The sequence below is a fragment of the Photorhabdus akhurstii genome, assembly GCF_019090985.1.
GTDB lineage: Bacteria > Pseudomonadota > Gammaproteobacteria > Enterobacterales > Enterobacteriaceae > Photorhabdus > Photorhabdus akhurstii.
Genome location: NZ_CP020335.1, coordinates 2,505,687 through 2,532,685 on the forward strand (window position 1 = coordinate 2,505,687; position 26,999 = coordinate 2,532,685).

The window sequence follows — 26,999 nt, forward strand, 5'->3', positions numbered from 1 at the left end:
AATGGTTCGAGCTAATTCGAACCATTATTAGTTAATTACAAAGCACCGGAAACCCAAGCATTAATTTTATCATAGAACGATTTAATTGATTCCCATGCTCTGCTTATCCATTCAGAGAGTTGCCTGGCTGCATCAAGTATAAAATTTGAAAGCCTGCCAAACAAACTGGAGAAGAATGCATTAGTTTTTTCCATAAAACTTTGGATTGCTGCTCTGGCGTTAGGAAATTGTAACCCAAATTGAATGGCTTTATCGTAACTTGTATCAATTTGTCTGTTGTTCTCATCTTTGGTTCTTTGACGAGATTTATTCATGTTATCGATCCAGTCTTGGTCTGCGTTGTCTGGATCAGCGGCAATTGCTTCCTGATATTTCTGTGTGCTATCAGTTACACTTGCCTTGGAAACGTTTGTTGTTGAATTAGCACCAGATTTCACTGAATCTTTCAATTGATTAATAATACCATCTATTTCCTTATTTTCGGTAATATCTACACTTTCATATTGTTCCCCAAGTATATTTGCATATGCCTGGAGTTCAGGTGTCGATGGCACAAATTGTTCAGTTTTAGAGTCATTTAACATATGCTTTGCGTGTTGACGCATTTCGTTCATGAGGTCGATAAATTGAATATCTGTCGATGTAATATTAGACATAAATTATTTCCTTTTATTTAGTTAGTAAACTATCTATTAAATTTAAAAGCGTATAACTCTTTATTTAAATTGGAAGGAATAAGTTAAAAGTAAATTACATTATCTATTTTTGTCGATTTTTTTCTCCTATAATATTTAAAATATCAATGTCAGTGATAAATTTATTCTTAGATATTATATCTATAGGTGCCGAAAAGTATTTTTCGGCACCTAAATAAAACATAAAACACTTAGACAAACAGAGTTTAATCTTGAGTCCATTCAAGGAATTTCACTCTGTTAAATGTTTAATGCTAACTTTATAAATGAGTTTTTAATTACTGAACTTAATCTTTCAGTTTATAAACCAATGTATTATCGGAGTGAGAGAGTGTCAGTTTTTGACCTTTCAACTTCACTTTAACGCCATCGGCTAATACTTTACCAATCAGGTAATCCCATTGATTTAATTTATCATCAGAACAAAGCATCTGAGTGCTGGCTAAGTTTTTAACGGTCAGTACACCATTTTTCAGTTTGCCTTGACCCATAAAGAGATTACACATGGAACCAGAAATATGCATTTTTTCACCGAACTCAATAGTTGGTACGCGACCATCTTGATTTTGCGCGCCTTCTCCGTTAACGCTCACCAGGACAAATTTGTGATGTTGTAAATCATTAACTGACACGTTTTCTGTCGCTGAAGCTTGGAATGTGGCTAACAATAAAGTTGCTGTTGCCAAAGGTAATATTTTTTTCATGTTTATCTCCTATATATTATTTTAAGGGTACTTACTAACAATATTCGGGCAATTTTTCCCGTTGAGTAATTGCTGGATATTTCCCAGCGTAATTTCACTGATACTGGTTAAGGCTTCTTCTGTCAGAAATGCCTGATGACCGGTAAACAGCACGTTATGACATGAAGACAAGCGACGAAAAATATCATCCTGAATTACGTCATTAGATTTGTCTTCAAAGAAGAGATCGCGTTCATTCTCGTAAACATCCATACCCAGAGCGCCAATCTTTTGTTGTTTTAATGCATTAATGGCTGCCACGGAATCAATCAGAGCCCCTCGGCTGGTATTGATGATCATTACGCCGTTTTTCATTTTGCTGAAAGCAACTTCATTCAGCAGATGATGGTTTTCTGGTGTTAACGGGCAATGAAGGGATATGACATCGGATTGTGCATACAGCGTATCCAGATCGACATATTTAGCACCGAGCTCCAAAACAGTTTGATTGGGGTAGGGATCATGAGCTAACAGACGCATACCAAATCCGTTAAGAATACGTAAGGTAGCAATACCAATCTTCCCGGTTCCGATAATTCCTACTGTACGGTTGTGCATATTGAAACCAATTAAGCCTTCAAGAGAGAAATTGGCGTCACGGGTACGTTGATAAGCTCGGTGAATACGGCGGTTTAAGCACAACATTAATCCGACGGCATGTTCAGCAACAGCTTCAGGAGAATAGGCTGGAACCCGTACAACCTGAATACCCAATTCTTCAGCCGCATCCAGATCAACATTATTAAAACCTGCACAACGTAATGCGAGGATTTTTATATTCATTTCAGCCAATTCTTCAAGCACTTCACGGTCAGCATTATCGTTGACGAAAATACAAACAGCATCTGCGCCAATAGCGTTTTTGGCAGTTTTTGAACTGAGAGGGAAGTCGAAAAACTCGAAATCATAACCAAATCCGAGCTTTTTATTGACCTGCTCCAGATGTTTATAGTCATACTGTTTGGTACTGTAAACGACTAATTTCATGGGATTATCTCCGCTATAATTTAAGTAGCTAATAAATTGTTTTGGGCTTAAATTATTGCTGACGTAAAGGGTTAAATAAACCAATAAATTAATTAACTCTATAAGTGTATTGCTTGTTGTTCCCCTATATGTTCAACACAATTTGCTTAATAATCAATATTTTAGTTTAAGGTTTGTCTGCTAAATTATGGAATAACAATAGAAGTAACCGATCTAAGACTTAATAAGGAGAGGAAAGAACTTGATAACCAAAGGGTTAAAGATATTCATTACCATACTGATGTTGCTGGTATTGCTGATGGCGGCGGGATGGTTTTCTATTCCTCATTGGTTGCCTAAAGTCACCAGTCATTGGTTACCTCCAGGTATGACGGTTTCATTGAAACAACCAGAATGGAAAAATGGGGCTTTGCAACTGGCTGATATTTCATTGCAGGTGAAAGATTGCAGGCTCATTCGTGTATCGCGATTATCTGTTAGTTACCCATATTCAGAGATAGATAACAGTTATCATTGGCAATTAAATGCCGCAGATATTAATGGAGATATCCATTGCCTAAATCAGTTGCCCGAATCTACTCAGGGCCTTGCTCCATTGTCTGTTGCTGATATTTTAGCTCTTATTCCACAAGGAAGTTTGTCTGTGGATAATCTTTCTTTTCATCCCTGGCAAGATTTTGCCGGAAAGCTAAAATTCAATTCCTCTCCTCAGGGGCAAAAACTGAGTTATCAGGGAAAGAATGTTAAATTGTCAGCGCATATTTATGGTAAGGAATCGTTATTTATTGACCAACTGGCAATTAAATTACCAGAACAGGAAATCAGCCTTAATGGTGAAGTGACTTTACCACTTAATGTGGACAAACTACCTCCTCATGGTGAAGTAAAAGGTAAAATTATTGCCAGTCAATATATGCACCCGCTAAATATCAAGTTAGGTTGGCAAGGGAAATCCGGCAAACTTATTATCAGAGAAGAGGGGACGGTAGTACCTTTGGCTGAATTACCTTGGCAGTTTAACCAAGACCAGTTTGATATTACTGATGGTAAATGGCGGTGGACGAGTGCGGGACAACCTCTTGCGGGTGGAGTGAATATTAAGATTGCTCATTGGCAACAAGGATTGGATAACCTGCTGATTAGTGGCCGTATAAATTTGGTCACGCAGGGGAAACGTGGTAAAGCGAATATAGTGTTAACCATAAAACCGGGCCGGATAAACTCGTTAAATATGCAACTTCCTTTTCAATTAACAGGTCAGATTAATGTGCAGGATATGATTATGGCTATGTCATTGCCTGCGGTAATTAGTGGTCCGCTGGTTAATCCGAGAATGACTTTCCAGTCAGGTTCGTTGTTTCGAACTTGGGGGCGTTTGTCCGATAAGTTTATTGTTAAAGATGCTCGATCACCGTTAGCGGGAACTTATCTGACACGTGAAGGTTTTACTGGCCGGTTACAGGCGATTGTTAATGCACAACACCGTGATTGGGGAAAATTCCGTTTGCATCTTGATGGTCATGCCGAGAATTTTATGCCGGATAAAGGCTATTGGCGTTGGAACTATTGGGGAGATGGCGATTTGCCGTCACTACAGGCTAAATGGGATATCGCTGGAAAAGGTCGCTGGCGTGACACATTGATTAGCGTCAACGAAATGGTTACCGGCTTTAATGTTATTAAACACGGCATGATTCAGGTAGATACGCCGCGTCTACAGTTAACAAAGCCATTGGAATGGCAACGTTCAGAGAAATCTCCCACCTTTAAGGGTGAGTTACGACTGGCAACGAAGAAAATATCGTTTCGGTCCGGTGGCTTTCTGCCCCCCACTGAACTGACAGCAAAATTGACAGGGAAAAGCCCGAACAACTTTATTGTTAATGGTGATCTTTCATCAAGAAATATTGGCCCGATCCCTTTTTACAGTCGTTGGGATGGAGCAAGATTGCGTGGTGAAGCGCGTTGGCCTACTCAATCCTTACTTGCATTTCAGCCGTTGGTACCTAAAGATTTAGGGATAAACTTGCGCTCAGGTGATCTTTATGCACAGGCCGCTTTTTCTGCCACACAAGGGCAAGGTTTTGTCGCGGGAGGGCACTGGGTGGTAAAAAATGGCAGCATGTGGCTTAAAGATGGTGAAATCAGTGGCCTTAATTTTGTCTTACCGTGGCGGCTGAAAGATAGTATCTGGCAATTTGGTGTTAAATCGCCGGTTCAGCTACGAGTGAAAACAATTAATAATCTGTTTGAAATGCATAATTTAACGGCGGATTTACAGGGATTTTATCCGCCATCGGAACAAAAGCCGCTGGAATTGATTAATGTAAATGTAGGTATGTTGGATGGGCGTATTAACCTAGATAAATTAAGATTTCCTCAGCATCATCCGGCTATTTTGACGCTTGATAAATTGGAGTTAAGTCGCCTTTTTACTGTGTTGAAAGTTAAACAATTTGCGATGTCCGGCAAAATCAGCGGAAAATTGCCGTTGTTTATTAACAATGAACGCTGGATAGTTCAGCAAGGTCGGATTACCAATATCGACCATATGACCTTACGTCTGGATAAAGATACGGTAGATTCCATTAACAAAGATAATATTTCCGCCGGTGCCGCTATGGATTGGTTACGCTATTTAGAAATCAGTCGCTTACGGGCGCAAGTCAGTCTTAATAATTTAGGGGTTTTGACACTTAGTGCTGAAATTCAAGGTGTTAATTCATTAAGGGATAAAAAACGGCAAGTCAAGCTGAATTACCATCATGAAGAGAATATCTTTCATTTATGGCGTAGCTTACGGTTTGGCAACAATCTTGAAGATTGGTTACAGCAGAATATATCTGTATTAAATGGGAGTGATAAATGACAAAACGAACCAGAACAAAGCTGTTCTTACTATCAATGGGATCTTTAATATTGTCAGGTTGTATACGCCTTGAAGTGGCAACACCTGAGAAGCCCATTAATATTAATATGAATGTCAAAATTGAGCATGAAATTCAGATAAAAGTAGACAGGCAAGTTGAAGAGATGCTCAAGAATAACACGGGTTTATTCTAGGGGGGTTAGCATTATGAAGATAACAGGTACGGGAATATTGTTATTGGCAAGTGTATTGTTCAGCCCTTTTGTGGGAGGAATGACCCTGAATGAAGCAAAGCAGGAAGGGCTGGTGGGTGAAACGTTCAGTGGTTATCTGGCTATAGTAAAAGCAGATAGTCAGGCACAGGCTTTAGTGGCAGAGATTAATCGGGCCCGTAAGGAAAAATACGCAGAAATTGCGGCTGGCAATAATATTTCTACAGAACAAGTGGCTAAACTTACTGGCGAAAAACTGGTGAATAGAGCTGAACCTGGTGAATATGTGCTTGGTATTAATGGTAAATGGTTGAAGAAATAAAAGCGCGTCGAATGACGCGCAAAAAACAGCAATATAAATATAGATAATGTATGAATTATGAACAAAAACGTGGCTGTCAGGAAGCTATTGCTTCTAAAACTTCACGGGCAGTTTGTTGCGCTTGATTTGCTGCATCAAGACTTAACCCTACACCTTCGGCAAAAACAAACTCTACATCAGTGAGACCAATGAAATTCAGGAACAGACGCAAATAAGGCACTAACAGATCACTGGGGCCGTCTTTATGGATGCCGCCACGGCTGGTCAAGATAATTACCCGTTTGTCTTTTAACAGACCTTCAGGGCCATTTTCGGTATAACGGAAAGTCACGCCAGCACGGGCTATCAGGTCAAAATAGTTTTTCAGTTGGGTTGGAATGTGGAAGTTGTACATCGGCGCAGTGATAACAATAATGTCATTATCCTGCAATTCCGCAATCAGTTCGTCAGATAATGCTAATACCTCTTGTTGGCGAGTAGTCATTTCACTGCCACTTGGACGTAATGCATGAACCAGTTCATTATCCAGAACAGGAATGGGTTGTGCGGCCAGATCACGTATCCTAATGGTGTCATCAGCATGATTGGTTTGCCACTTTTCAATGAAGAAATCTGCCATTTGGTTAGTATGTGAATGCTGCGCCATAATGCTGGATTTAAGAACCAGAACTTTACTCATTTTTATTCCTTAAATTAACTTTTGGTAATTCACTTGTTAATCACGATATAGTGATTCTATGAGTTATTATCTTCTGGTAATAGAGCAATATTTAGAGCTTAGCATTCAAATTTATTGAAAAACTTTTACCCACGTTGATATAGCGTGATGGGGAAATATCCGCCGAAATTATTGCCAATAGATAAGATGTGCTACTATGTCGTCAATAAGAACCGCATCATCAATAAAAGCTGGCTAATCAGTAAAGTTAAGAAGTTACAAGGATCAATATAAGTGAAAGAGTCTCAGAAAATCATTAACCGTCAGGCTGCTTGTCCAACGATCAAATATCCAGAAAACTTGCCCGTCAGCCAGAAGAAAGATGATATCTACAAAGCTATTCGTGACCATCAAGTTGTCATTATTGCGGGTGAAACCGGTTCGGGTAAAACAACCCAAATCCCGAAAATTTGTCTTGAACTAGGTCGGGGAATAAAAGGTCTGATCGGCCATACTCAACCCCGTCGATTGGCTGCTCGCGCGGTTGCCAATCGTTTGGCGGAAGAATTGGAAACCTCGGTGGGTTCTGCTGTCGGTTATAAAGTCCGGTTTAGTGATCATGTGGGCGATAACACGTTGGTTAAGCTGATGACCGATGGTATTTTGCTGGCGGAATTGCAAAATGACAGGTTGCTTAAACAATATGACACGCTCATTATCGATGAGGCGCATGAGCGTAGTCTGAATATTGATTTTATTCTGGGTTATTTGCGTCAGTTGCTGCCAAAACGTCCTGATTTGAAAGTGATTATTACCTCGGCGACTATCGATCCTGAGCGTTTTTCCCGTCATTTTAATCATGCGCCAATTATTGAAGTTTCTGGTCGAACCTATCCGGTAGAAGTGCGGTATCGTCCGGTGATGGGGGAAGATAATGATGGCGAGCGGGATCAGCTTGAGGCAATTATTGATGCTGTTGATGAACTCAACCGGGAAGGGCCTGGGGATATCCTGATCTTTATGAGTGGTGAGAGGGAGATTCGCGATACAGCCGATGCGCTGAATAAACTGAATCTGCGTCATACCGAAGTACTGCCGCTATTTGCGCGTCTTTCTAACAGTGATCAGAACCGGATTTTCCAGTCACATACGGGGCGGAAAATTGTGCTGGCAACTAACGTGGCAGAAACTTCGTTGACTGTACCGGGAATTAAATATGTGATTGATACCGGATATGCACGTATCAGCCGTTACAGTTATCGGACGAAAGTACAGAGATTGCCGATTGAGCCAATATCACAGGCGTCGGCTAATCAGCGGAAAGGGCGTTGCGGACGTGTATCCGATGGGATCTGTATCCGGCTGTATTCAGAAGATGATTTCCTTTCTCGGCCGGAGTTTACTGATCCAGAAATCCTGCGTACTAACTTGGCATCGGTCATTCTACAAATGACGGCAATTGGTCTTGGGGATGTCAGCGCATTTCCATTTGTGCAACCGCCTGATAAACGTAATATTCAGGATGGCGTTCGGCTTCTGGAAGAACTTGGGGCTATTGATCAGAGCACCATTAATCAAGGCGCAATGGCTAAGAGTAATTACCGTCTTACATTAATCGGACGACAGCTTGCTCAACTCCCGGTTGATCCCCGGTTGGCGCGTATGGTATTGGAGGCTCGTCATCATGGTTGTGTGCGTGAAGTGATGGTCATCACTTCTGCGCTGTCTATTCAGGACCCAAGGGAGCGGCCGCTAGAGAAACAACAGGCTTCTGATGAGAAACACCGTAGATTTGCTGATAAAGACTCCGATTTTATTGCATTTCTGAAATTATGGGATTTTTTGAAAGAACAGCAAAAGGAACTTTCTTCTTCGCAATTTCGCAAGCTTTGCCGTCAAGATTATCTTAACTACCTGAGGGTCAGAGAGTGGCAGGATATATACGCTCAGTTACGACAAGTTGTGAAAGAAATTGGTTTGTCGATAAATAGCCAGGATGCAGATTACCGCAGTATTCATACTGCGTTACTTTCTGGGCTGTTATCCCATATTGGCCAAAAAGATACAGACAAACAGGAATATACCGGTGCGCGTAATGCTCGTTTTGCTATTTTTCCTGGTTCTGGTTTATTCAAGAAACCGCCTAAATGGTCAATGGCGGCGGAATTGGTTGAAACTAGCCGCTTGTGGGGGCGTATTGCTGCGCGGATAGAACCTGAATGGGTTGAACCATTAGCCGCACATCTGGTGAAGTATCATTATAGCGAACCGCACTGGCAAAAATCTCAGGGCGCGGTAATGGCTAAGGAAAAAGTCACTTTATATGGTTTGCCAATTGTGGCTAATCGTCAGGTTAATTACAGCAAAATTGATCCAATGCTCTGCCGTGAGTTGTTTATCCGCCATGCGCTGGTGGAAGGCGACTGGCAAACTCGACATGCATTTTTCCGAGCGAATCTGAAATTACGCGAGGAAATTGAGGAGTTGGAACATAAATCCCGTCGTCGTGACATTTTGGTGGATGATGAAACTCTATTTAGCTTCTATGATCGACGGATACCTCAGAATGTAGTTTCTGCCCGCCATTTTGATCGCTGGTGGATGAAAACAGGTAAAGAGCAACCGGACTTGCTCAACTTTGAAAAAAATATGTTGATCAAAGGTGATGCCGATAAAATCAGTGCGTTGGATTACCCTAATTACTGGTGTCAGGATGCACTGAAATTACGGCTTAGTTACCAGTTTGAACCAGGTACGCAAGCCGATGGTGTGACCGTTCATATTCCGCTGCCGGTGCTGAATCAGGTTAAGGATGAAGGATTTGATTGGCAGATCCCAGGTATTCGCTATGATTTAGTGGTTGCGCTGATTAAATCACTGCCAAAGCCGGTTCGTCGTAATTTTGTACCTGCGCCAAACTATGCTCAGGCATTTATGGAGCGAGTATCTCAACCTCAATCCACTTTGTTAGATAGTCTTGAGAGGGAGTTACGGCGGATAACTGGCGTTACGGTGTCACGTGATGATTGGCAGTTAGAGCAAGTACCCGATCATCTCAAAATGACATTCCGAGTGGTAGGAGAGAAGAATCGAACTATCGCTGAGGGTAAAGATTTATCTGCACTGAAATTACGCTTGAAAGAGAAAGTTCAGGAGACACTTTCCTCTGTTGCTGATGATGGAATTGAACAGAGTGGGCTACATATCTGGAGTTTTGGTGAATTACCGGGACGATATGAGCAAAAACGCGGTGGTTACTCTGTTAAAGCATTTCCTGCGCTGGTGGATGAAAAAGAGAGTATCGGTATCAAATTGTTTGAAACTGAATTAGAGCAACAGATTGCCATGTGGGAAGGTACTCGCCGTCTGTTATTGCTCAATATTCCTTCGCCAATTAAATACTTACATGAGAAATTGCCGAATAAATCCAAACTGGGACTCTATTTTAATCCCTATGGCAAGGTACTGGATCTGATTGATGATTGTATCTCCTGTGGTGTGGATAAATTAATGGCAGTGAATGGTGGACCAGCTTGGAATGAGCAGGATTTTATTCAGCTACAGGACAAAGTTCGGGCTGAGTTGAACGATACTGTCGTGGAAATAGCTAAACAGGTAGAACAGATACTCACCACTATTTTTGCTATTAACAAACGCCTTAAGGGGAGAATTGATATTTCACTAGCCCTGGCGTTATCGGATATCAAAGAGCAGCTTTCTGGTCTGGTTTTCAAAGGATTTGTCACCGTTAATGGTTGGAAACGTTTGCCGGATGTCCTGCGTTATCTACAAGGTATTGAGCGCCGTCTTGAAAAATTAGCGATTGATCCGCACAGAGATAGAGCACAAATGGGGCGTGTCGAAAATGTCCAGCAACAGTGGCAGCAATGGCTGGCAAAATTATCACTGCAACAAAAGCAGTTGCCTGAGGTACAAGAGATTCGTTGGATGATTGAAGAACTGCGGATCAGCTTGTTTGCTCAGCAACTGGGTACGCCATATCCGGTCTCGGATAAGAGAATTTTGCAAACAATGGAGCAAATTGCTTCCTGATCAAAGAAGAAGGTCATATTCTAAACTGCGTCCCAAGTTTTACATTTGCGATGCAGTTTTTATAGGTCAGTTAAATAGTCAAACTGAAAGCCGCCTATTCTAAAGGTGGCTTTTTACTTAGACTGAAACGAATGAGCTGGTTAGCAGGGACTTTCCGTATGTTTGGCTTTGTTAGCCTCAATGAAAGCATTAACCATAGCGGTTTTATTTTTGCGGTTACGAACGTAGTCAGCCTGAGTTGCCTTCTTCTTGGTTGCTGTAGCACGTTTTAACAACATAATCGCCTCCTCCTAAATCTTCATACTCTAATATTAATCTTGATTGTACCTTTTGTAAAAGTCTTTCATAGGTTCTTTTATGAGAATCACTGTAACCACTAAAGTACAAGTAATGAACTTTAGATTCTTCAATATAATCCAGAATGTATGATATTAAAACATTAAAAAGGTAGTTATTTTCATTTCTATTGTAATGAACAGTTTTATCTATTTTATCAAATGGAGTCCTACCATTTAATTCGTCCGTAGGGATTAATTCATAAGCTTGATCGAAAAAGATAATAGACACAGCAAATAAAATTTTGGGATTAATATCGTACACTTTAGCAATTCTTTCGGCTCCGACAACATCGTCAGTTAATGGAAAGAATACCAACCGAAAGGTTTGTGGTTTTTTGCCGTTAAAAGTGAATTCAATGTCATAACTGCTAATCTTACCGATTCCACCAATGGTTTTATTCTTGAGACTATGATACTTGGTCATTCTTTAACACTGTTGCTGTTTTGATAGTGGCTTATTATATCAATATTACATTGTCACTATCTTTCTAATTGCCTAATACGCGAGTGGGTTCCAAATTTTATGTAATTGCGTCATCCAGCTAATTGGGTTTCCACGTCTGGTCACAAATTTATCTGTGACGTATTTGACTTACCCGAACCTAAACCTTCACGTTAATTTTGGATAATTATAGTATTCATAAAAGCCGGAGGACCAGTGATTGGCTGGCCTGTCATCCTAAATTTAACCTATTTTAAGTTCGTTCCAGGCACTTCCGTTAGATTCGGTGACCAATATGGATGTATCTTTATTGATCGGGGCTTTCTGTTAACTGTCATAAAAGCGACTTAGGTCTCTGAAATTGGATGAGATCATGACTACGATTGGGGCACTGCCGTACAGACATTTTAGAAATCAGAATTCCTAACTACCTGCTCTAACCTCAAGTTAGGGATGGCTTCTGGTTGTTAAATTTGTTGAACTAGGGGGGCAATCCAACTATTATCACGTTATGTGATATAAATTTATGTCATGTTAAGTGGCATAAATTTGATAACGGCTAATCATCTATTCACTTGAATTTCATAATGTTAGGAGGCTATATGAGGACTGAACACACCAGATCTATACAGACTATTAGCCACTCAACAGAAGTCATCAATTCTTTTTTTGATGAACCATCACAAAGGATGTTCTCTGTTAGACGCTTAAGCTGTAGGGTTGATATTAAGCGTCAACTGTTTATCGTTACTGTTGAAAATGCAGACAATTCAAGCAAGTTCCGAGTGATCCCATATGCTGAACTTACAGTGTGTAAAGACAAAGTAAGATACCTTGTAAATCCGGTATATCAATATCCTGAACTGAAAGATAGATTGCCTTCAATAAATACCAGTATTGAAAAAACTGTTTGTGATTTTATTCAGAAATATAGTCCTGTTGCTAATGTGTAGCTGAGATAAAGATGGCCCCTGACCTGAACGATTCATACACCAAAGATTTAAGTAGAAAACCTGACTGTATAAAAGAAGAGATTGTAGGAAAGTTTTACCACTTATCAAAAGGTGGTGATTTATTAGAGGTGACTGAGTACCTCTTGAGTGGTAGTGAGTATCATTACTACATAGGGATCATTCGATTAGGATGTTTCACTGATGATTATTATAGGTCTCAGTCTCTTGAGATGCTTGATTCCGGCTACAGCGAAGGTGAAATCATCCAGCATCTAATAGATCTTGATATGCACAATCCTGATGAGGATGAGTTAATAGGTCGCATTGCATACAATGATTTTATTTTCTATGACTGTGGTATAAAAAAGACGGGTAAGCAGATAAAGGGGGCGTTTATTTCGTCAGATTATCAGGCAGCAGGTCTGGGACGCTCAATATATAGAAGATTAGTTTTAAAGCACGATTATATTATTTGCGATAACATTCAAAGTGTTGCTGGCGGTACTTTATGGGCGAGTGGAATAATAACATTAGCTGATGTTAGGGTATATGACACCATACGACATGAATTTGTCGATGTGCTAACAGAAGGTGGAATTGGGATTAATGGTGTTAAACCTTGGAGCGCCACGCATCTATCTATGAGTGAGCTTTCTCGATGGGAACCGAACTCGATATCTCATGATTGCTGCCACCATATAGTTAACATCATTAGTAAAGATCCTCATTTATAAACTTGCCAATAGGTATTATCTTACCAATAGTGATAGGATAGTACATAATCATTAAATTGTCGTCATTAATAGAATAATTATTTTATGGTCTTATTCAGATTTTTTCATTCCAGCTATCAAAATGGATTATATTTCCATCATTGTGCTTCCAGGTGATTTTTTCGTAGCGAAGCCCAACCAGTGTAGTCAGTTATTTACTAATGTGATCATCTACTGTTGCGTCATCCAGCTAATCGGGTTTCCACGCCTGGTCACAAATTTATCTGTGACGTATTTGACTTACCCGAACCTAAACCTTCACGTTAATTTTGGATAATTATACGATTGGGGCACTACCGCACAGACATTTTAGAAATCAGAATTCCTAACCTAACCTCAAGGTAAGTATAGCTTAAAATCTGAAACATTTTGGTACATCACAGAGCAGTAAAACACAACTTTGGTTGTTAAATTTGTTGAACTAGGGGGGCAATCCAACTATTATCACGTTATGTGATATAAATTTATGTCATGTTAAGTGACATAAATTTGATAACTGCTAATCATCTATTCACTTGAATTTCATAATGTTAGGAGGCTATATGAGGACTGAACACACCAGATCTATACAGACTATTAGCCACTCAACAGAAGTTATTGACTCTTTTAAAGATAATAATACAAATAAACTCTTTTTGTTCTCCGTCTCAGTGAACGACAAGATGTTAATAGGCAGTTATTCATAGTAACTCTTAAAGATGATAATAAGAGTGATAATTTCTATGTGGTCCCATTTGCCGAATTAGTTGTCAGAAGGGAAAGAGTGAAATATCTTGTTTCTCCTGAGAAGCAATATCCAGAATACAATGGCAATATTGATGCCATCATGAAACATATTGAATCCGTTGTTAAAAACTTTATTGATAATTTCAAACTAACGACTGTCCATTAAATCTTACAGGGATAGCGATGGCTCCTAACCTTATTAGTTCATATTCAAAGGACTTGAGCAGAAAGCCAAGTTGTGTTTCAGAGAATATTATAGACGAATTTCATCATCTATCATTGGAAGATGATTTGTTGAAAATTATAGAATACGCCCTTGTCGGGAGTGAATATCATTACTATTCAGAAATAGTTTATATGGGTTGTTCGACCGCTAATTTCTACTCTGAATATGCCGAACACTTAAGAGAATGTGGGTATAGCTCTGAGCGGATTATTAATGAATTGCTTTCTCTTGATATGCATGAGGAATCAGAGGACACTTTAATTGGCAGAATTGCATATAATGACTTTAACTTTGTCGATAAAGGGATAACCAAAACTGGCAAGCAGATAAGAGCTATTGAAGTATCAGAAGATTTTCGGAGATCTGGTTTGGCTCGTTCGGTTTATAACATCTTGTTATTAAAACATGGACATATTATTTGCGACAATATTCAGAGCTTGGCAGGTGGTGCTTTGTGGGCTTCTGGTATTATTAAGTTGGGTGATGTCCGTATTTACGACGTTATTAAAAAACAGTTCATAGATGTATTAACTCCATATGGTATAGGGGTTAATGGTATTATTCCCTGGAGTGCTTTAGACTTGCCTGTTAGTGAGTTATCTAAGTGGGACCCAAGACCTTTATCGCCCGAATCTTGCCACCATATAGTTAACATCATTAGTAAAGATTCTCATTCATAAACTTGCCTCTCGCGTTTTTTTATATCTGGCCGTTTAAGACTGAAATGAACCCTGAAAATTGAATGCTTAACAATTAGAGGTTCACTTCATCGTCTATTATGTTTGCTTAAATATTCCATAATTAGAGGGCAATAGAGGAAATGGGTATTATCTTACCAATAGTGATAGGATAGTAAATAAGATTCTAAAATAGTGCTACACCTTATACCACTAATAATTCCATATATAACAATGGGTTGAAGAAGGCCATGTGTAGCAGAATTATGAAACGCTATTTACATAACCATTAAATTGTCGTCATTAATAGAATAATATGGAAAGATCATATTCTATAGTCTTATTCAGATTCTTTTATTCCAGCTATCAGAATGGATTATATTTCCATCATTGTGCTTCTAGGTGATTTTTTCGTAGCGAAGCCCAACCAGTGTAGTCAGTTATTTACCAATGTGATCATCTACTGTTGTGTCATCTAGCTAATCGGGTTTCCACGCCCGGCCACAAAGTTATCTGTGACGTATTTGACCACCCGAACCTAAACGATATATCAATAAAATTTATCGAAAATGATTGTTAATTGTGTCACAAAACGCCATTTTTACCACTGATGATTCATCTCATTCTCATTTATGATGACATTAATGGATTTTTTTAAACAGGGTGTGCAAAATGCCATTCATCGCCATGCTTTTTATGTCAATTGTAATGTTTTTCTTCTTAACTATATTGGTTAACTATTTTTTCATATTAGAACGAAATGTAAAAAAAACCATATGGGTATCGTTATTAATGACGGTTATTTTCATATTCAGCCTTTTTGCACCAACAATTATTTATCAAAATATTTTCTAGTTGACAAATATGTTTCATATAGTCGCGAATTTAATGCGCGACTAATGGCTATTTTATCGATTTATAGAGGAGCAGCCATTATTAATCTCCGTTAGAAAACGATATTGAATTACCTGTGGCAGAAATAAGCTTTTGTAAGCATTTTTCACCACTTTTACTTTTATACAGTGCACGAATACTATCAACGACATACTGATTTAATCCTGCTTCTGTTCCTTGATAAAAAGGTAGCGAACAGACAGAATCAGTGCTAATTGAAATATTGGAATCATCAAGAATAGATAATACTCCGTTTACGTTTTTTGGTAATGCAGTTGCTAATGCTGTTGATAGCGTTTCTGATGAATGGGCATCACTTCCTTTTGCAAGCAAAGGTGCTACTTTGAGCCACGCTATATCTCCACTTGCAATATGATCTGTTATATAATCCCATTCTCCGTTGTCTCCTTCTGGCATATTTGCAATTACTGCTCTTGCACCTTGCTGTTTTATTTGTAGGATCAGTTGCTCTGGTGTTAGATACGGATATGGGTTTGTAGCTGTAATATGACGATCCGCGGCCAGTGAGCTAAATGATACCAGTATTGAAAGTAAAATCAGTTTTTTCATTTAACTACCAAAATTGTATCCAGAAAAGGGAATGTCTAAACGCCATGATTAGTATTCCTGAAATTTTTTTGATTTACCGATAGTATTAACAAGTATTTTCAAACAATTTTCTCCTTTTTTTGATTTGTAAAGTGCCCTGATGCTTTCGACGATATATTTGTTTATTTCTGCTTCGGTGCCTGAATAAAAAGGCAATGAACATACAGATTCAGTGCTAATTGAAATGTTGGCATTATTAAGGACAGACAGAACAACAGAGGCATTCTTTGGTATTGCTGTTGCAACAGCTATTGTGAGATCTTCTGCTGAGCCTGCATCAACCCCAGTTGATAATATCGGAACAATGTTCAACCATTCAGGATCACCACTTGATATATGGGATAAAATGTAATCCCATGTGCTGTCATCGGTATTAGGTAAGGTCGATGTTACGAATTTCCTTGCTCCCATTGAATTTACTCTTTCAATAACTTGCTTTGGTGTCAGATTAGGGTATGGATTATTCTTCTCTAACTCAGTTGCAAAGGAATTAAAAGCTAAAAGGTTTAAAGCTATTATTGGTATTGGAAGTAATTTTTTCATGGTACTACAACTAATATATCATCACTGGATGAAGCAATACTTTTTCTCAATTCTGCCCCGTTTATAACGATACACCCCTCAGAAGCTTGATGATATGAACCATCATTTCTATCTCCGTGGATTCTAAAAGCATCTCTTCCATAAGTGTTTGTTCCTAAAATGGGAATGAGTTTTACAGTATATGGGCCTTTATGATTATTGTATCCGTTAATTCTATAATGACCTTGTGGAATAGGTCCTGTTAAATATGCGTCCTGCATGGATGGGTTATTCAACCCTGCGCCATGACCGCTATAGCCCTTTGCAATAAAAGAGCCATTATGTGTAAGTACACCAGTGCTTTGTGAATATTGCCAAGTCATACTTGTTTCCATTAGTAAATATTAATAAATTTAACTTTAAACTTAATAAACATTTTTAAAAGCATAATTTTGTAAATAAAAGAAATTTTTTGTAAATTTATTTATGAGAAATGGATTCGACTAATAAGCGCAATTTTTCAGAAAAGCGGTCAGTTGCTATAGTAGGTGTCTTTCACGCCACAGAAAAAACCACTATGGCCTATACGCAACTGATCGCAACAGAAAGATATCCGATTTCCAGTTTAAAAACGGTTTTTCATTGCCGAGTCACTTAAGCGAAGCCCGTCGACCATCAGCAGAGAATTGAAGAAAAATCAAGAGGTCCAAACATACTGCTCCGAATGGTTCATTTGAAGGTATTGGCTTATCATCATTTTGCTAAGAAAGCCGTGAAAATAACGTTGGAAGTAAAAAAATGGATAAAACGGTTAATTTGGAAAGATTTAAGTCCTGAACAGATGGTTGATTATTTGAAGAATGAGTTATTTAAGGGAATACGAACATGTTTACTTCCAGATTAAAGATGTTGCATTTGTATCATAGTAATTATGGTAGCTTATTATGTGAGTTTACCAGAAATACAAAAGGGGAGAGAATAATCACTTCTTGATATTTAATTACCTGTTGCAATCAATTATATAAAAATAGTTAATATCCTAATTTAAAATAAAATCCTATTATTGTTTTTTTGAACTAGACTTTTATTGATGTGAATTGAGATAAATGATTTTTACAACGTTCTAATATGTTAATTATAAAGTAATGTTATTTAATTCAAGGAGAATATATGAGTCCCAAGAATGATTTTAAAGCTTTTTCTATTAATAATAATGCAAATGTAGTGAGTCAAGGTAAATATGAAGAGGAACAAAGTTTAAAAACGGGGTTTCCCCCAAATAATGTTACAACTCATGTATTAAATAAAGTATTACGTCAGTCATCAACAATGGCATCTGTTGTAGCTAATTTTATATCCATACAGAGTGGGAATGATGTTAAAGATAATGGGGATATGGAAACCATTAATAAGGCTTTTACAGATTCATTGAAGAATCATACGAAGGAGCAGTTTACTTCTCAATTATCATCTAATGGTTATCAGAAATTTCCCAGTGGATTGATACTTCAATGGGGAATACACTCATTTAAAGTATTAACTGAAAACACAGTAATTCTACCGACTTCTTTTCACCATGCTTGCCTAGCTGTTGTTATGATCGATACTGGACGTGCTTGTTTACCAATGGCAGCAGCATGTAGGGGGTCATTAAATAGTTTTCAGGCTTGGGTGAGTGGGCGGGCTAATGATTATCTTGGAAATGAATGGGTTCTCACTCCTAATGATCCGCCAAATAATATAAATGGACAATATCTTGCAATAGGTTTTTGAATAATATTCTTAAAGTAAATAACTGAAAGCTGAAACCAACTCTGGCTTACACTTTTACTATTTACTTATAATATCGTGCAGGTTAACTATATGATTAAAAAAGTTTTTAATGCATGACTAGGATTCTCTTTAGCGGGGTGTTTCTGTTTAGTTGCTTGTATTAATGGGAGAGTTATAGGCTGCCATCTGCCAAGTGAAGATCACATTATTTCACTTGGCATCTTTAAGATAAAAACAATAAAATAACAGGGCATCAGCCAAGAAATAAAATTTCTATAACTGATGCAGATAAATTTATTACTGATAAGTTAATGTCATTGTTGCCGTTACATTTGCCTGCCCAGGAGTAATATTGCGATCGGTCTGAAAATAGCGGGCGTGTAAAGGGATAGATAACTTCCCACCTGAATAACTATTACCAATATTTATTTGTGAGTGGATAATGACAGGTTGGTTGTTGTAAAGAATTTGCATACCCACACCGGAAGCAGTTGTGTGATTATCATTTTGATCAAGCGCCCATACATGATATAAGTTGTTTTTTGCTCTCTTTCCGTCAAGCATTAATTGAATCTGAACATCATCATCACAATCTAAAATAACCTCAAAATCTTTCCCTCCTGCGGTACTGCTAATACCAGAAAAATCGATTTTTTTAATATCGCCCATAGGAACAGTGATATTGCTATCCTTCAATGAACAGCTTTTAGTAATAATTCGGGTATTTCCCAAACGGTAAGTATGCACGATGTGGTTATTTACTCGTGCTTGAATTAATTGTTCATTTTTGACAAAACCAGAGCCTGTTGTTGGCGCTATTTTTATTAGCTGAATTGTCAGATAACCCCATGTCTGACCACAATACCAACGACCAGAATTGTCGCAGCTTACAGGGTTATTAGCAATACGTGGTAACCAGTCGATACCATAGCCGGGACCCCAGGTATTTATTCTGATGCCAACACCGGGAACACCGGACTCGTAAATAGTATCCTTGTTATAATCTGCGCTTTTATAGGATGTATATCCCCATGATGTATTAACGTTTGTATCGCAATAGAAAATATTGTTTTTGTTGGCTAATTCATCTGCACGATATTCGTAAATCGTTGTGCCAATAGGTTGATCTCTTGGGACATATAAGGTTCCAAAAGAGAGATGAGTGATTTCTGGCTTAAATCCTTTCTCAAATTGGCAGTTAGCAGCAAGACTATAAGAACTAACGATTAAACCAATTAATAAATTGATGATAATGAACAAATACTTAAGTTTATTGTAAATATTAAACATAGCATTTTCCTGTAGGTTGTTATTTACAGTGCTCTTCTATTATGTAAATACCGGATAAAGGGCTTTTTTCTGGTAATTTGTAATTAACGACACATTCCTGAATATCTTTATAACCCCATTTAACTAATAATCGTCCACTATCGGGTAAACCGGTGAGGTAAACTTGCCCTTCATGACTAACAATCGCGCTATTTATTTCATCAATATCACGGAGTTTTTCTAATGTGACAACCGCGCCAAAAGGAATAAGATTTTCTTGGTAATAGAGATTGATTAGAGCTCTATGGCCTATCCGGGTTTTAAAATCCGCCAGAACTAATGCTCCCCGAGTAGGAATAACGGTTTGGGCATTAACGTCGATATCGACATTATCTGCTAACGAATGAGTATCTAGGGCAATCCGATTTTTCCGGTAACTGCTGACATAAGGAATAACTGCATAACCATTCCAATCGGTGGCAATACCAACATTATTTTGGATCTTTATTCCTTGAGCGCCATCAGCCCGGACTAATGCTAATGTATCTCCCAAATGTTGTGAAAGAGTAATACCGTATGGGTGAGCAACAATTCCTCCTTGAAGGCCATAATTCAGTTGGTGAGAATGACGATCATAACTATAACCGGTACTAAGTTGACCATAAGCTCCTTTATATTCCGCATGGATATGACCGCCAGCGCCAGTGCCGTGATTTGTGTAACTCTGCTGTAAACTATAGATTAAATTATTGTCTTCCAGCGCGGTACCACTTAAACCGACTTGGTGGGAAATATCCTTGTTTTTATTGGTGTTAAAATTGTAACTGGTCCAGCTATTCTTTAGCCAGCGATCTAATGGAATCTGTATGCTAAATGAAAAAAGTTGTTCATTTTTATTCGTATCTGGAAGTTGGCTATAGGTATAATTTAGACTGTAATTAATATTATTATAATTGGTGCTATAACCTGCGTTGATATTACGTTCATAGCCAGGTTGTTGCCAGTAATTTTGTTGAAGAGCGGACAAATATAAACTACCAAAATCTCCCAAGGATTGATTAATATGCAGTTGTAATTTACTTCTTTTATTGGTACGGTAACGCCAGTCACTTTTATTAGAGTCATCTATATCATTGGCTTCTTTGAAATCGTAAAAACCACGTGTTGAATAGCGATAACCTGCCAGAGTAAAATTAGTTCCTGTTAATGAAAGATCTTTTGCATATTGAAAACGGTAGGATTGTCCTTTGGTACTTATATTGGATGGTAAATCGGTGTTAGCATGAGTGATGTCAAAAGAGAGAGAACCCAATATACCAAGGTTATAACCTGATCCTAAAGCAATAGATTGATAATCTTTTGAAAAAATCGTACCGCCATAGGCAGTGATGTTATTCGAGAAACCATAGACTAATGCACCTTGGGCAAAGTTGGGTTCTTGCCCACGATTATTTGATGATTGATATTGGCCCAGTGTTATCGAATATTGGAGTCCCCCTTCTCGTAACATAATCGGTATAGTTGAAAAGGATTGAGTAGATCGGTATTCCTGACCATCGGCTTCCTTGATAATAACTTCCAAATCTCCACTTGTTGTGGTTGGGAAAAGGTCATTAATGACAAATGGACCCGGTGAAACATAAGTTTGATAAATGATATAGCCGTTTTGTTTGATCGTAACCTGAGCGTTACTTTGGGCAATTCCTCGAACACTGGGGGCGAAGCCTTGTAAGCTGTCTGGTAACATATTGTCATCAGAAGCTAATTGTAAGCCGCGGAATTGGACACCTTCAAAAATATAGGAGGGGGTAAAGCTATCACCTAGGGTTAATTGTCCTTTTAGTGCGTGAATGTCCCGTTGTAAATAGGTGTTAATACTTTTCCAATTCTTGTCACGACTGGTATAGGTAGAATAATTGCGTAGACGCCATGCTTGCCAATTAGCGCCCGTTCGAAGATTCAGATAATGGGTCTGCGTAGAGCCAGATGGGTTATCTTGCCAGGTATTTGAACCACTATAATTATAGTTAATTAGTAATGAAGTTAATCCTTGCTGCCATAATTCAGGAGAAACATAACCTCTTGCCTGATTGTTTAACATTGCTTGTGGAATACTGATATCCAGTCTTTGTTGACTAAAATTGAAGAGAGTGCTTGCTGATGGAATATATTGACTTAAATCAGACAACTCTGTTTCTGGTGGCAAACTGAACAGCTCTGGAAATGTATCAATTTTTACTCCCATATCCTGTAATTGCTTAATTGTCAGCTTGGGCAGTAATTTGTTATTTATCGTGACAAAGGTTACGTTCCTGGTATCTATTTTGTCTCTATTAAGGTAAATATCTACCCAGTAAATACCGGGCGGATAGTCATCTTGTGTGAAAATAGAGAGATCAATATCTTCAGGTGAACCAGAATCAGTACCTATCTCTAGTGCATGAATGTTGAAATAATCTTCAGAATAAGTTTTAGCAGGGTAAAAAAATACGCCCGTAGCTATAAATGGCAATAATAAGAGCCATGAATGTTCAATATCATATGGTTGCTTATTAATCTTATGCTGTGAGCACTTTCCCATAATTAACTTTCTGGTATAAATTAATATAACGGTTTTATTAAATGGTTGTTTTTTCCTCGGCAGTAACGCCACCAAAATCATTAATTGCTTTCCAATTTACCTGCTTTATGTTCTTTGCCGGCAGAGGCCAGCTTAATTGGCTAAAGGGTTTAATCATGCCCACAGGTTTTATTTCATGTTGATCTACTTTAAGGTAAGAGAATGAAATGAAGTAAGGGGTAGGATTTTCTGCGATCAATGAGTTGTTTTCCGTACGGAATTTGAGTTCTTTGTATGCGGTACTTGACTTTTCTGCCAAATTGACAGGGCGGTAAAACAATTTAAACTTTGACTTAACTGTTATTTGTAATTGATTCTGATCTGATTTTACAGAAGTAGGAATAGACTTTACATTTAACCAAAAAAGCGATTCCCGATCTTGAGGCAGATTACTTGCTGTTTTTACAATACGCAGGATATTTTCATGGCCTGCTGCGAGTTTAAAGATGGGGGGAGTAACGATAAAAGGGGTCTTCATATTATCATTTTCATCTTGGACCCAAGATTGAATCAGGTAAGGGGCATCTTTTTCTGGGTTATTTATCGAAATAGACGCTTCTTTTTTGTCACTCATGTAAATAACACGGGTTCCACCAATGACGACACCGGCGATAGCGAAATTTACACTGATAATATATAGAAAAATTATTGTGAATAGGCGTTGATACTGCACGGTAATATCTCCGTTTTATCGTGTTTTTATGCGTTATTTTGTGGGCATCCATGCCCTGTACTGCTTTATTAGAAGCAAAACGTGAATGAAGTTCTGTTCCAAATTTAGCCTGTCTTAGTTATAAACAATCGTAAAATTGGCGACTGCATCACCGGAGCCTGGGCTAATGGTTTGAGCTGTAGCAACATATTTTGCAATGAACTTCAGTTCTGCTGTTTTTTGATCAGTAAAAGATTGAGATTTGGAAGCTTTTGCCAAAGGAATCAGCGTTGAGTTATCTTCTTCATAGATACCAATAGCAACACCATCGGCGACTGCCTGGCCTTTATCATTGGATAAGGCCAGAAGATTGTTATTTCTACTGTCTATTTGCCCGTCAAATTTAACTTGTGCATGAGTATATTCTGGTGGGCAGTCACTCATTTTAATGCTAAAGGGTGTTGTTGATGCGGTACTATCTACACCACTAAATGCATTTGAGCCAATTGTTCCCATGTTTACGTTTTGATTTGCAGAGTCAGTATCGATTTTACAGGCATTTGCGATGATATTACCTGTAAAGTTGATTTTTCCGTCGGCTGCATTTGCTACAGAAATAAATACAGAAGATGCAAGTAAGGATGAAATAATCAGTTTAGCTTTCATTTTAAATAGATCCTAACCCTGCCGAGCACGGCGTCAGGGAAATAGAAATACTGATTTAATGGGAACTGTATAAACATCAATACAGCGTGTAAATATTTATGACTTTTGCCCAATGACAACGACGATAACTCAAACTGTGTCTTTTTTGGGATAAAGCCGGGTGATCATAGCGATTAATTAGGAAAAATCCAAAGAATGACTGGATAATGTGTTGTATTTAAGATTTTTATCTGTTTTTGTTTCTTAAACAGGATTATTTTTTAATATTAATGTGATTTATTGTAAGTAATAAATCATTATGCTAATTAATGAGAATATCTTTTAGTTAATAATTGGTTATAAAATTAATTGTGATATAAATCACAATTAATTTATCACGCTTAAGAATTTATTTTTTTGTTCTATTATTTTGATGTTATTACCTCTTGATGTCATTTTCTCTTTGAGCATGTTTATTCTGATAGAGATAAGTAATCTGGAAAAAATTACTCTATAGTTTTCTCATATGATCTTTCTATTTTATTGTTTGTGGTAATACCTATTTCAGTTTAGGTATGAATCCTCAACGCAATTAACACTGTAAGGAAGGAAAATGAAACAGTTCGTCTTTGTATTGGGCCTTTTGTCCATCGTTCTTGCAGTCGCGCGTCCTGCTTCGGCTATGCAAGTAGAGCAAAAAATCGCCACAAATGGTGTGGCATCGATCGAATATTCGGTACGAGGGGAGGGGCCATTGCTCATGATTCTTGCTTCAACCGGGCGAGGAACGGCGGAGTTCGCGCCACTCGCGGATCGGCTGGCGATGCGTGGCTATCGCGTTGCCTTGCCGGAACCACGCGGAATCTCAAGGTCAACTGGTCCGATGGAAAACGTGACCTTCCACGACTTTGCTGATGATTTTGCGGCCGTGGTTGCGGCGGAAGGAGGTAAGGCAATCATAGTAGGGCACGCTTATGGCCACTGGATCGCTAAAACGATTGCCGCGGATTATCCTAAGATGACGCGTGGCATAGTACTTTTGGCAGGGGCAGCGAAATCTTGGCCCTCGGAGCTCTCGGATGCGATCACGGTGATTAGTAATCCGACATCCACTCGTGAAGAGCGGCTGGCGAAACTTAGACTTGCCTTCTTCGCGGAAGGCAATGACCCGACGTCTTGGCTTGAGGGCTGGCATGCTGATGTCATAAAAAGTCAGTCCTCGGCGCGTAAGCTGACCAATCGCAAGGATTGGTGGGCGGGCGGGACGGCGCCGATCCTCGATTTGCAGGCGAGTTCCGATCCATTTAGACCTGAAACGTCTCGGATGGAAGCGAAAAACGAGTTCGGGAACCGCGTTACTGTCTCAGTGATTGAAGGGGCCAGCCATGCACTACCTGCGGAGAAGCCGCTTGAAACAGCTGATGCAATTGCAGATTGGGCCGACAAACTGAAATAATTTAAGGACAATATCTGGTCCTTATCAGGGCATTCGTACCGAATTTGTTGCGGTGTGAATGCCCCAATCAGGGATGATGCCAATAGGCAAAATAGACATCCTGCCTCAAGTTTTACACCTTATGCCGGTGATGAGCTGGAATACTCCACCAACATCGGTGCTTTGAAAATCATCTTGGCTTTGTTCTTCGACACCTTGTGTCGACAAAATTGATTAAAAAACCATACCAATCAAGTTGTATTAACAATATTAGTTACAACATACTTTTAAACACAACACCAACAGAAATATGAAAGAACAACAAAAAACCAGACAAACTGCTATATGAAAATCCAGAAAGCCATCACAGGAAAGTAATGGCCTGAATCTGACGAGACTACTTGAGCAGTAATCCAGTGGCAGGGATTGCTGTTATCAGCAATACGGCAATAGTGAGCTTTTCAGCCAGATGTAAGCTGTTTTTCTGCGGGTTTTGATGGCGTACATACAGAAAAACTATAAGACCTGGTGCGTAGAGAACAACAGACAATAACAAATTCATTAAACCGGATGCATAAAGTAGCCATATGCCATAAATACAGGCTCCAACGGCAATGAGTAATAATCCTTTATTGCTACGATCAAAAGCGACTTTTAAAAGAAATGCTCCCACAAGGAAATAGGGCACTAAAATCATCTCTGACGCAATTGCCAGTAATGAATTGTAATTGCTTCCACTTAACCAGATCAAAACGAGAGAGAATTGTACCGCGCCATTAGTGAACCACAATGAAGATGACGGTGCATTATTGCGGTTTTGCTGGCTAAATACTTTTGGAAAAGAGCCGTGTTGGGAAGCGATAAATGGCACTTCTGCCGCCATGATCGTCCAACTCAGATAAGCACCACAGACGGAGATAATCAATCCAGCGGCAATAATGATTTCGCCTGCGGAACCAACGAGTCCCACCATCAGGTTTGCCATTGATGGGTTGCGTATTTCTGCTAACTCAGATCGTGGTACTAATCCAAGGGAGAGTAGGGTGACCAAGATATATATTGCTAATGCTGCAACGACAGCCAGCATGGTTGCAATACCCACGTCTGTCCGTTTTTTCGCCCTGGCTGAAACGACAACAGCACCTTCAATACCAATAAAGACCCAAAGAGTAATCAACATGGTGTCTTTTACTTGTTGCCAGACAGGAACGCCTAGATCAATGCCTTTAAAGTCGAGGTTAAAGATATCCATTTTGAAGGCTATGGCGGCAAGTATGATAAAAGCACCTAAAGGCAGCAATTTTGCCATTGTCGCCAATTTGTTGATTCCGGCTGCGGTTTGAACGCCGCGGAGTACCAACCAATGGACGAACCAGAGTAGGATAGATTCTCCCAATAGGGACTGCCAAGTATTGCCATCACCAAAGATGACGATGCCCTCTTTGTCAGTAAAGAAACTTAGTGCGGCAAAAACGATAACCAGATAAGAAACATTGGCAACGACTGCGCATAACCAATATCCCCAGGCAGAGCAGAAGCCTATTAGTTCACCAAAGCCCTCTTTGGCATAAGTGAAAATCCCTCCATCAAGATCCGGACGAAGACGAGAGAGTAATAACAGTGCGGTAGCCAGGAACAGGATGCCGACACCTGTTATTCCCCAACCAATCATTAACGCTGCCGGGCTGGCGATTTCAGCCATATTCTGCGGTAAGCTGAAAACACCAGCACCAACCATAGAGCTGAGTACCAGAGCAGTAAGAGCTGTGAGACCTAGTTTCTTTTCCAAAGATATGTTCCTAATGTGACATAAACTGCATTATTAGCCAGTTCATTACCCGATCATAAAGATGAGCTGGGTATCTGGTTTTCGTTGCTTCCAAGCTGTATAGAACGGAAAGATAGA

At 39.0% G+C, this 26,999-nt stretch carries 21 protein-coding genes and 3 pseudogenes; 10 read left to right on the top strand and 14 right to left on the bottom strand.

Annotated elements, in window-relative coordinates; all coding sequences use genetic code 11:
* Positions 1-35: 35 nt before the first annotated feature.
* The 3 genes from B0X70_RS11015 to B0X70_RS11025 all read right to left on the bottom strand — a co-directional run bounded on the left by B0X70_RS11015 (position 36) and on the right by B0X70_RS11025 (position 2,425).
* Positions 36-656, bottom strand: coding sequence for a hypothetical protein (locus B0X70_RS11015; RefSeq protein WP_036775596.1), 621 nt, complete (start codon positions 654-656; stop codon positions 36-38).
* Between the two features lie 326 nt (positions 657-982).
* The gene (hslJ, locus tag B0X70_RS11020; RefSeq protein ID WP_036775598.1) at positions 983-1,399 is read right to left on the bottom strand and encodes a heat shock protein HslJ; all 417 of its coding nucleotides are present in this window, start codon (positions 1,397-1,399) and stop codon (positions 983-985) included.
* A 21-nt stretch (positions 1,400-1,420) separates the two neighbouring features.
* Positions 1,421-2,425, bottom strand: coding sequence for a 2-hydroxyacid dehydrogenase (locus tag B0X70_RS11025; RefSeq protein ID WP_217471498.1), 1,005 nt, complete (start codon positions 2,423-2,425; stop codon positions 1,421-1,423).
* 241 nt (positions 2,426-2,666) lie between these two features.
* On the opposite strand from B0X70_RS11025, the gene B0X70_RS11030 reads away from it, so the two are divergent.
* From B0X70_RS11030 to B0X70_RS11040, 3 genes are read left to right on the top strand one after another with little or no spacing between them, the layout of a single operon-like run.
* Positions 2,667-5,294: a YdbH family protein gene (locus B0X70_RS11030; protein ID WP_201447504.1), complete on the top strand. Its 2,628-nt coding sequence runs from the start codon at positions 2,667-2,669 to the stop codon at positions 5,292-5,294.
* Positions 5,291-5,488 (top strand): YnbE family lipoprotein, encoded by a 198-nt coding sequence (locus B0X70_RS11035; RefSeq protein ID WP_036775603.1) that lies wholly within the window; start codon positions 5,291-5,293, stop codon positions 5,486-5,488. The genes B0X70_RS11030 and B0X70_RS11035 overlap by 4 nt, the downstream gene beginning before the upstream one ends.
* Before the next feature lie 13 nt (positions 5,489-5,501).
* Positions 5,502-5,828: a YdbL family probable chaperone protein gene (locus tag B0X70_RS11040; protein ID WP_036806356.1), complete on the top strand. Its 327-nt coding sequence runs from the start codon at positions 5,502-5,504 to the stop codon at positions 5,826-5,828.
* Between the two features lie 76 nt (positions 5,829-5,904).
* On the opposite strand, the gene B0X70_RS11045 is transcribed toward B0X70_RS11040, so the two are convergent.
* Positions 5,905-6,507 carry an FMN-dependent NADH-azoreductase gene (locus B0X70_RS11045; protein ID WP_036806354.1) on the bottom strand — a complete coding sequence of 201 codons (603 nt, stop codon included), beginning with the start codon at positions 6,505-6,507 and terminating at the stop codon, positions 5,905-5,907.
* 285 nt (positions 6,508-6,792) lie between these two features.
* Between B0X70_RS11045 and hrpA the strand changes: the two are divergent.
* Positions 6,793-10,539 (top strand): annotated as a pseudogene (gene hrpA / locus B0X70_RS11050) (ATP-dependent RNA helicase HrpA); the annotation flags it as partial.
* A 228-nt stretch (positions 10,540-10,767) separates the two neighbouring features.
* Here hrpA and B0X70_RS11055 read toward each other — a convergent pair.
* On the bottom strand, positions 10,768-11,301 hold the full coding sequence (locus B0X70_RS11055) for a hypothetical protein (RefSeq protein ID WP_036806349.1): 534 nt from the start codon (positions 11,299-11,301) through the stop codon (positions 10,768-10,770).
* Positions 11,302-11,921: 620 nt separating this feature from the next.
* Between B0X70_RS11055 and B0X70_RS11060 the strand changes: the two genes are divergently transcribed.
* Both B0X70_RS11060 and B0X70_RS11065 read left to right on the top strand, forming a co-directional pair.
* Positions 11,922-12,272: a hypothetical protein gene (locus tag B0X70_RS11060; RefSeq protein WP_036775611.1), complete on the top strand. Its 351-nt coding sequence runs from the start codon at positions 11,922-11,924 to the stop codon at positions 12,270-12,272.
* Between the two features lie 11 nt (positions 12,273-12,283).
* The gene (locus B0X70_RS11065) at positions 12,284-13,006 is read left to right on the top strand and encodes a hypothetical protein (RefSeq protein WP_036775613.1); all 723 of its coding nucleotides are present in this window, start codon (positions 12,284-12,286) and stop codon (positions 13,004-13,006) included.
* 94 nt (positions 13,007-13,100) lie between these two features.
* On the opposite strand, the pseudogene B0X70_RS25150 reads toward B0X70_RS11065, so the two are convergent.
* A pseudogene (locus tag B0X70_RS25150) lies at positions 13,101-13,184 on the bottom strand (type VI secretion system tube protein Hcp); the annotation flags it as partial.
* Positions 13,185-13,954: 770 nt separating this feature from the next.
* Here B0X70_RS25150 and B0X70_RS11070 point away from each other — a divergent pair.
* Entirely contained in the window at positions 13,955-14,677 is a 723-nt protein-coding gene (locus tag B0X70_RS11070) for a hypothetical protein (RefSeq protein ID WP_036806343.1), read from the top strand.
* Between the two features lie 933 nt (positions 14,678-15,610).
* On the opposite strand, the gene B0X70_RS11075 is transcribed toward B0X70_RS11070, so the two are convergent.
* From B0X70_RS11075 to B0X70_RS11085, 3 genes are read right to left on the bottom strand one after another with little or no spacing between them, the layout of a single operon-like run.
* Positions 15,611-16,138 carry a hypothetical protein gene (locus tag B0X70_RS11075; protein ID WP_044467080.1) on the bottom strand — a complete coding sequence of 176 codons (528 nt, stop codon included), beginning with the start codon at positions 16,136-16,138 and terminating at the stop codon, positions 15,611-15,613.
* A 48-nt stretch (positions 16,139-16,186) separates the two neighbouring features.
* Positions 16,187-16,720, bottom strand: coding sequence for a hypothetical protein (locus B0X70_RS11080; RefSeq protein ID WP_052105697.1), 534 nt, complete (start codon positions 16,718-16,720; stop codon positions 16,187-16,189).
* Complete coding sequence (locus B0X70_RS11085; protein WP_036806337.1) at positions 16,717-17,082, bottom strand: tlde1 domain-containing protein; 366 nt, start codon at positions 17,080-17,082, stop codon at positions 16,717-16,719. Before B0X70_RS11085 ends, B0X70_RS11080 begins: the two co-directional genes overlap by 4 nt.
* 194 nt (positions 17,083-17,276) lie before the next feature.
* Here B0X70_RS11085 and B0X70_RS11090 point away from each other — a divergent pair.
* Positions 17,277-17,579 (top strand): annotated as a pseudogene (locus tag B0X70_RS11090) (helix-turn-helix domain-containing protein); the annotation flags it as partial.
* Between the two features lie 290 nt (positions 17,580-17,869).
* Positions 17,870-18,472: a gp53-like domain-containing protein gene (locus B0X70_RS25960; protein WP_418889057.1), complete on the top strand. Its 603-nt coding sequence runs from the start codon at positions 17,870-17,872 to the stop codon at positions 18,470-18,472.
* Between the two features lie 297 nt (positions 18,473-18,769).
* On the opposite strand, the gene B0X70_RS11100 is transcribed toward B0X70_RS25960, so the two are convergent.
* From B0X70_RS11100 to B0X70_RS11115, 4 genes are all read right to left on the bottom strand, one after another.
* Positions 18,770-19,762, bottom strand: a complete 993-nt coding sequence (locus B0X70_RS11100; RefSeq protein ID WP_217471499.1) for a fimbrial protein — start codon at positions 19,760-19,762, stop codon at positions 18,770-18,772.
* Between the two features lie 19 nt (positions 19,763-19,781).
* Entirely contained in the window at positions 19,782-22,322 is a 2,541-nt protein-coding gene (locus B0X70_RS11105) for a fimbria/pilus outer membrane usher protein (protein ID WP_217471500.1), read from the bottom strand.
* Positions 22,323-22,359: 37 nt separating this feature from the next.
* Positions 22,360-23,034 carry a fimbrial biogenesis chaperone gene (locus tag B0X70_RS11110; protein WP_217471501.1) on the bottom strand — a complete coding sequence of 225 codons (675 nt, stop codon included), beginning with the start codon at positions 23,032-23,034 and terminating at the stop codon, positions 22,360-22,362.
* A 114-nt stretch (positions 23,035-23,148) separates the two neighbouring features.
* The gene (locus tag B0X70_RS11115; protein ID WP_036806324.1) at positions 23,149-23,679 is read right to left on the bottom strand and encodes a fimbrial protein; all 531 of its coding nucleotides are present in this window, start codon (positions 23,677-23,679) and stop codon (positions 23,149-23,151) included.
* Between the two features lie 592 nt (positions 23,680-24,271).
* Between B0X70_RS11115 and B0X70_RS11120 the strand changes: the two genes are divergently transcribed.
* Positions 24,272-25,114, top strand: a complete 843-nt coding sequence (locus tag B0X70_RS11120; RefSeq protein ID WP_217471502.1) for an alpha/beta fold hydrolase — start codon at positions 24,272-24,274, stop codon at positions 25,112-25,114.
* Between the two features lie 376 nt (positions 25,115-25,490).
* Here B0X70_RS11120 and B0X70_RS11125 read toward each other — a convergent pair whose 3' ends face one another.
* The gene (locus tag B0X70_RS11125) at positions 25,491-26,882 is read right to left on the bottom strand and encodes an amino acid permease (protein ID WP_036775635.1); all 1,392 of its coding nucleotides are present in this window, start codon (positions 26,880-26,882) and stop codon (positions 25,491-25,493) included.
* Between the last annotated feature and the right edge of the window lie 117 nt (positions 26,883-26,999).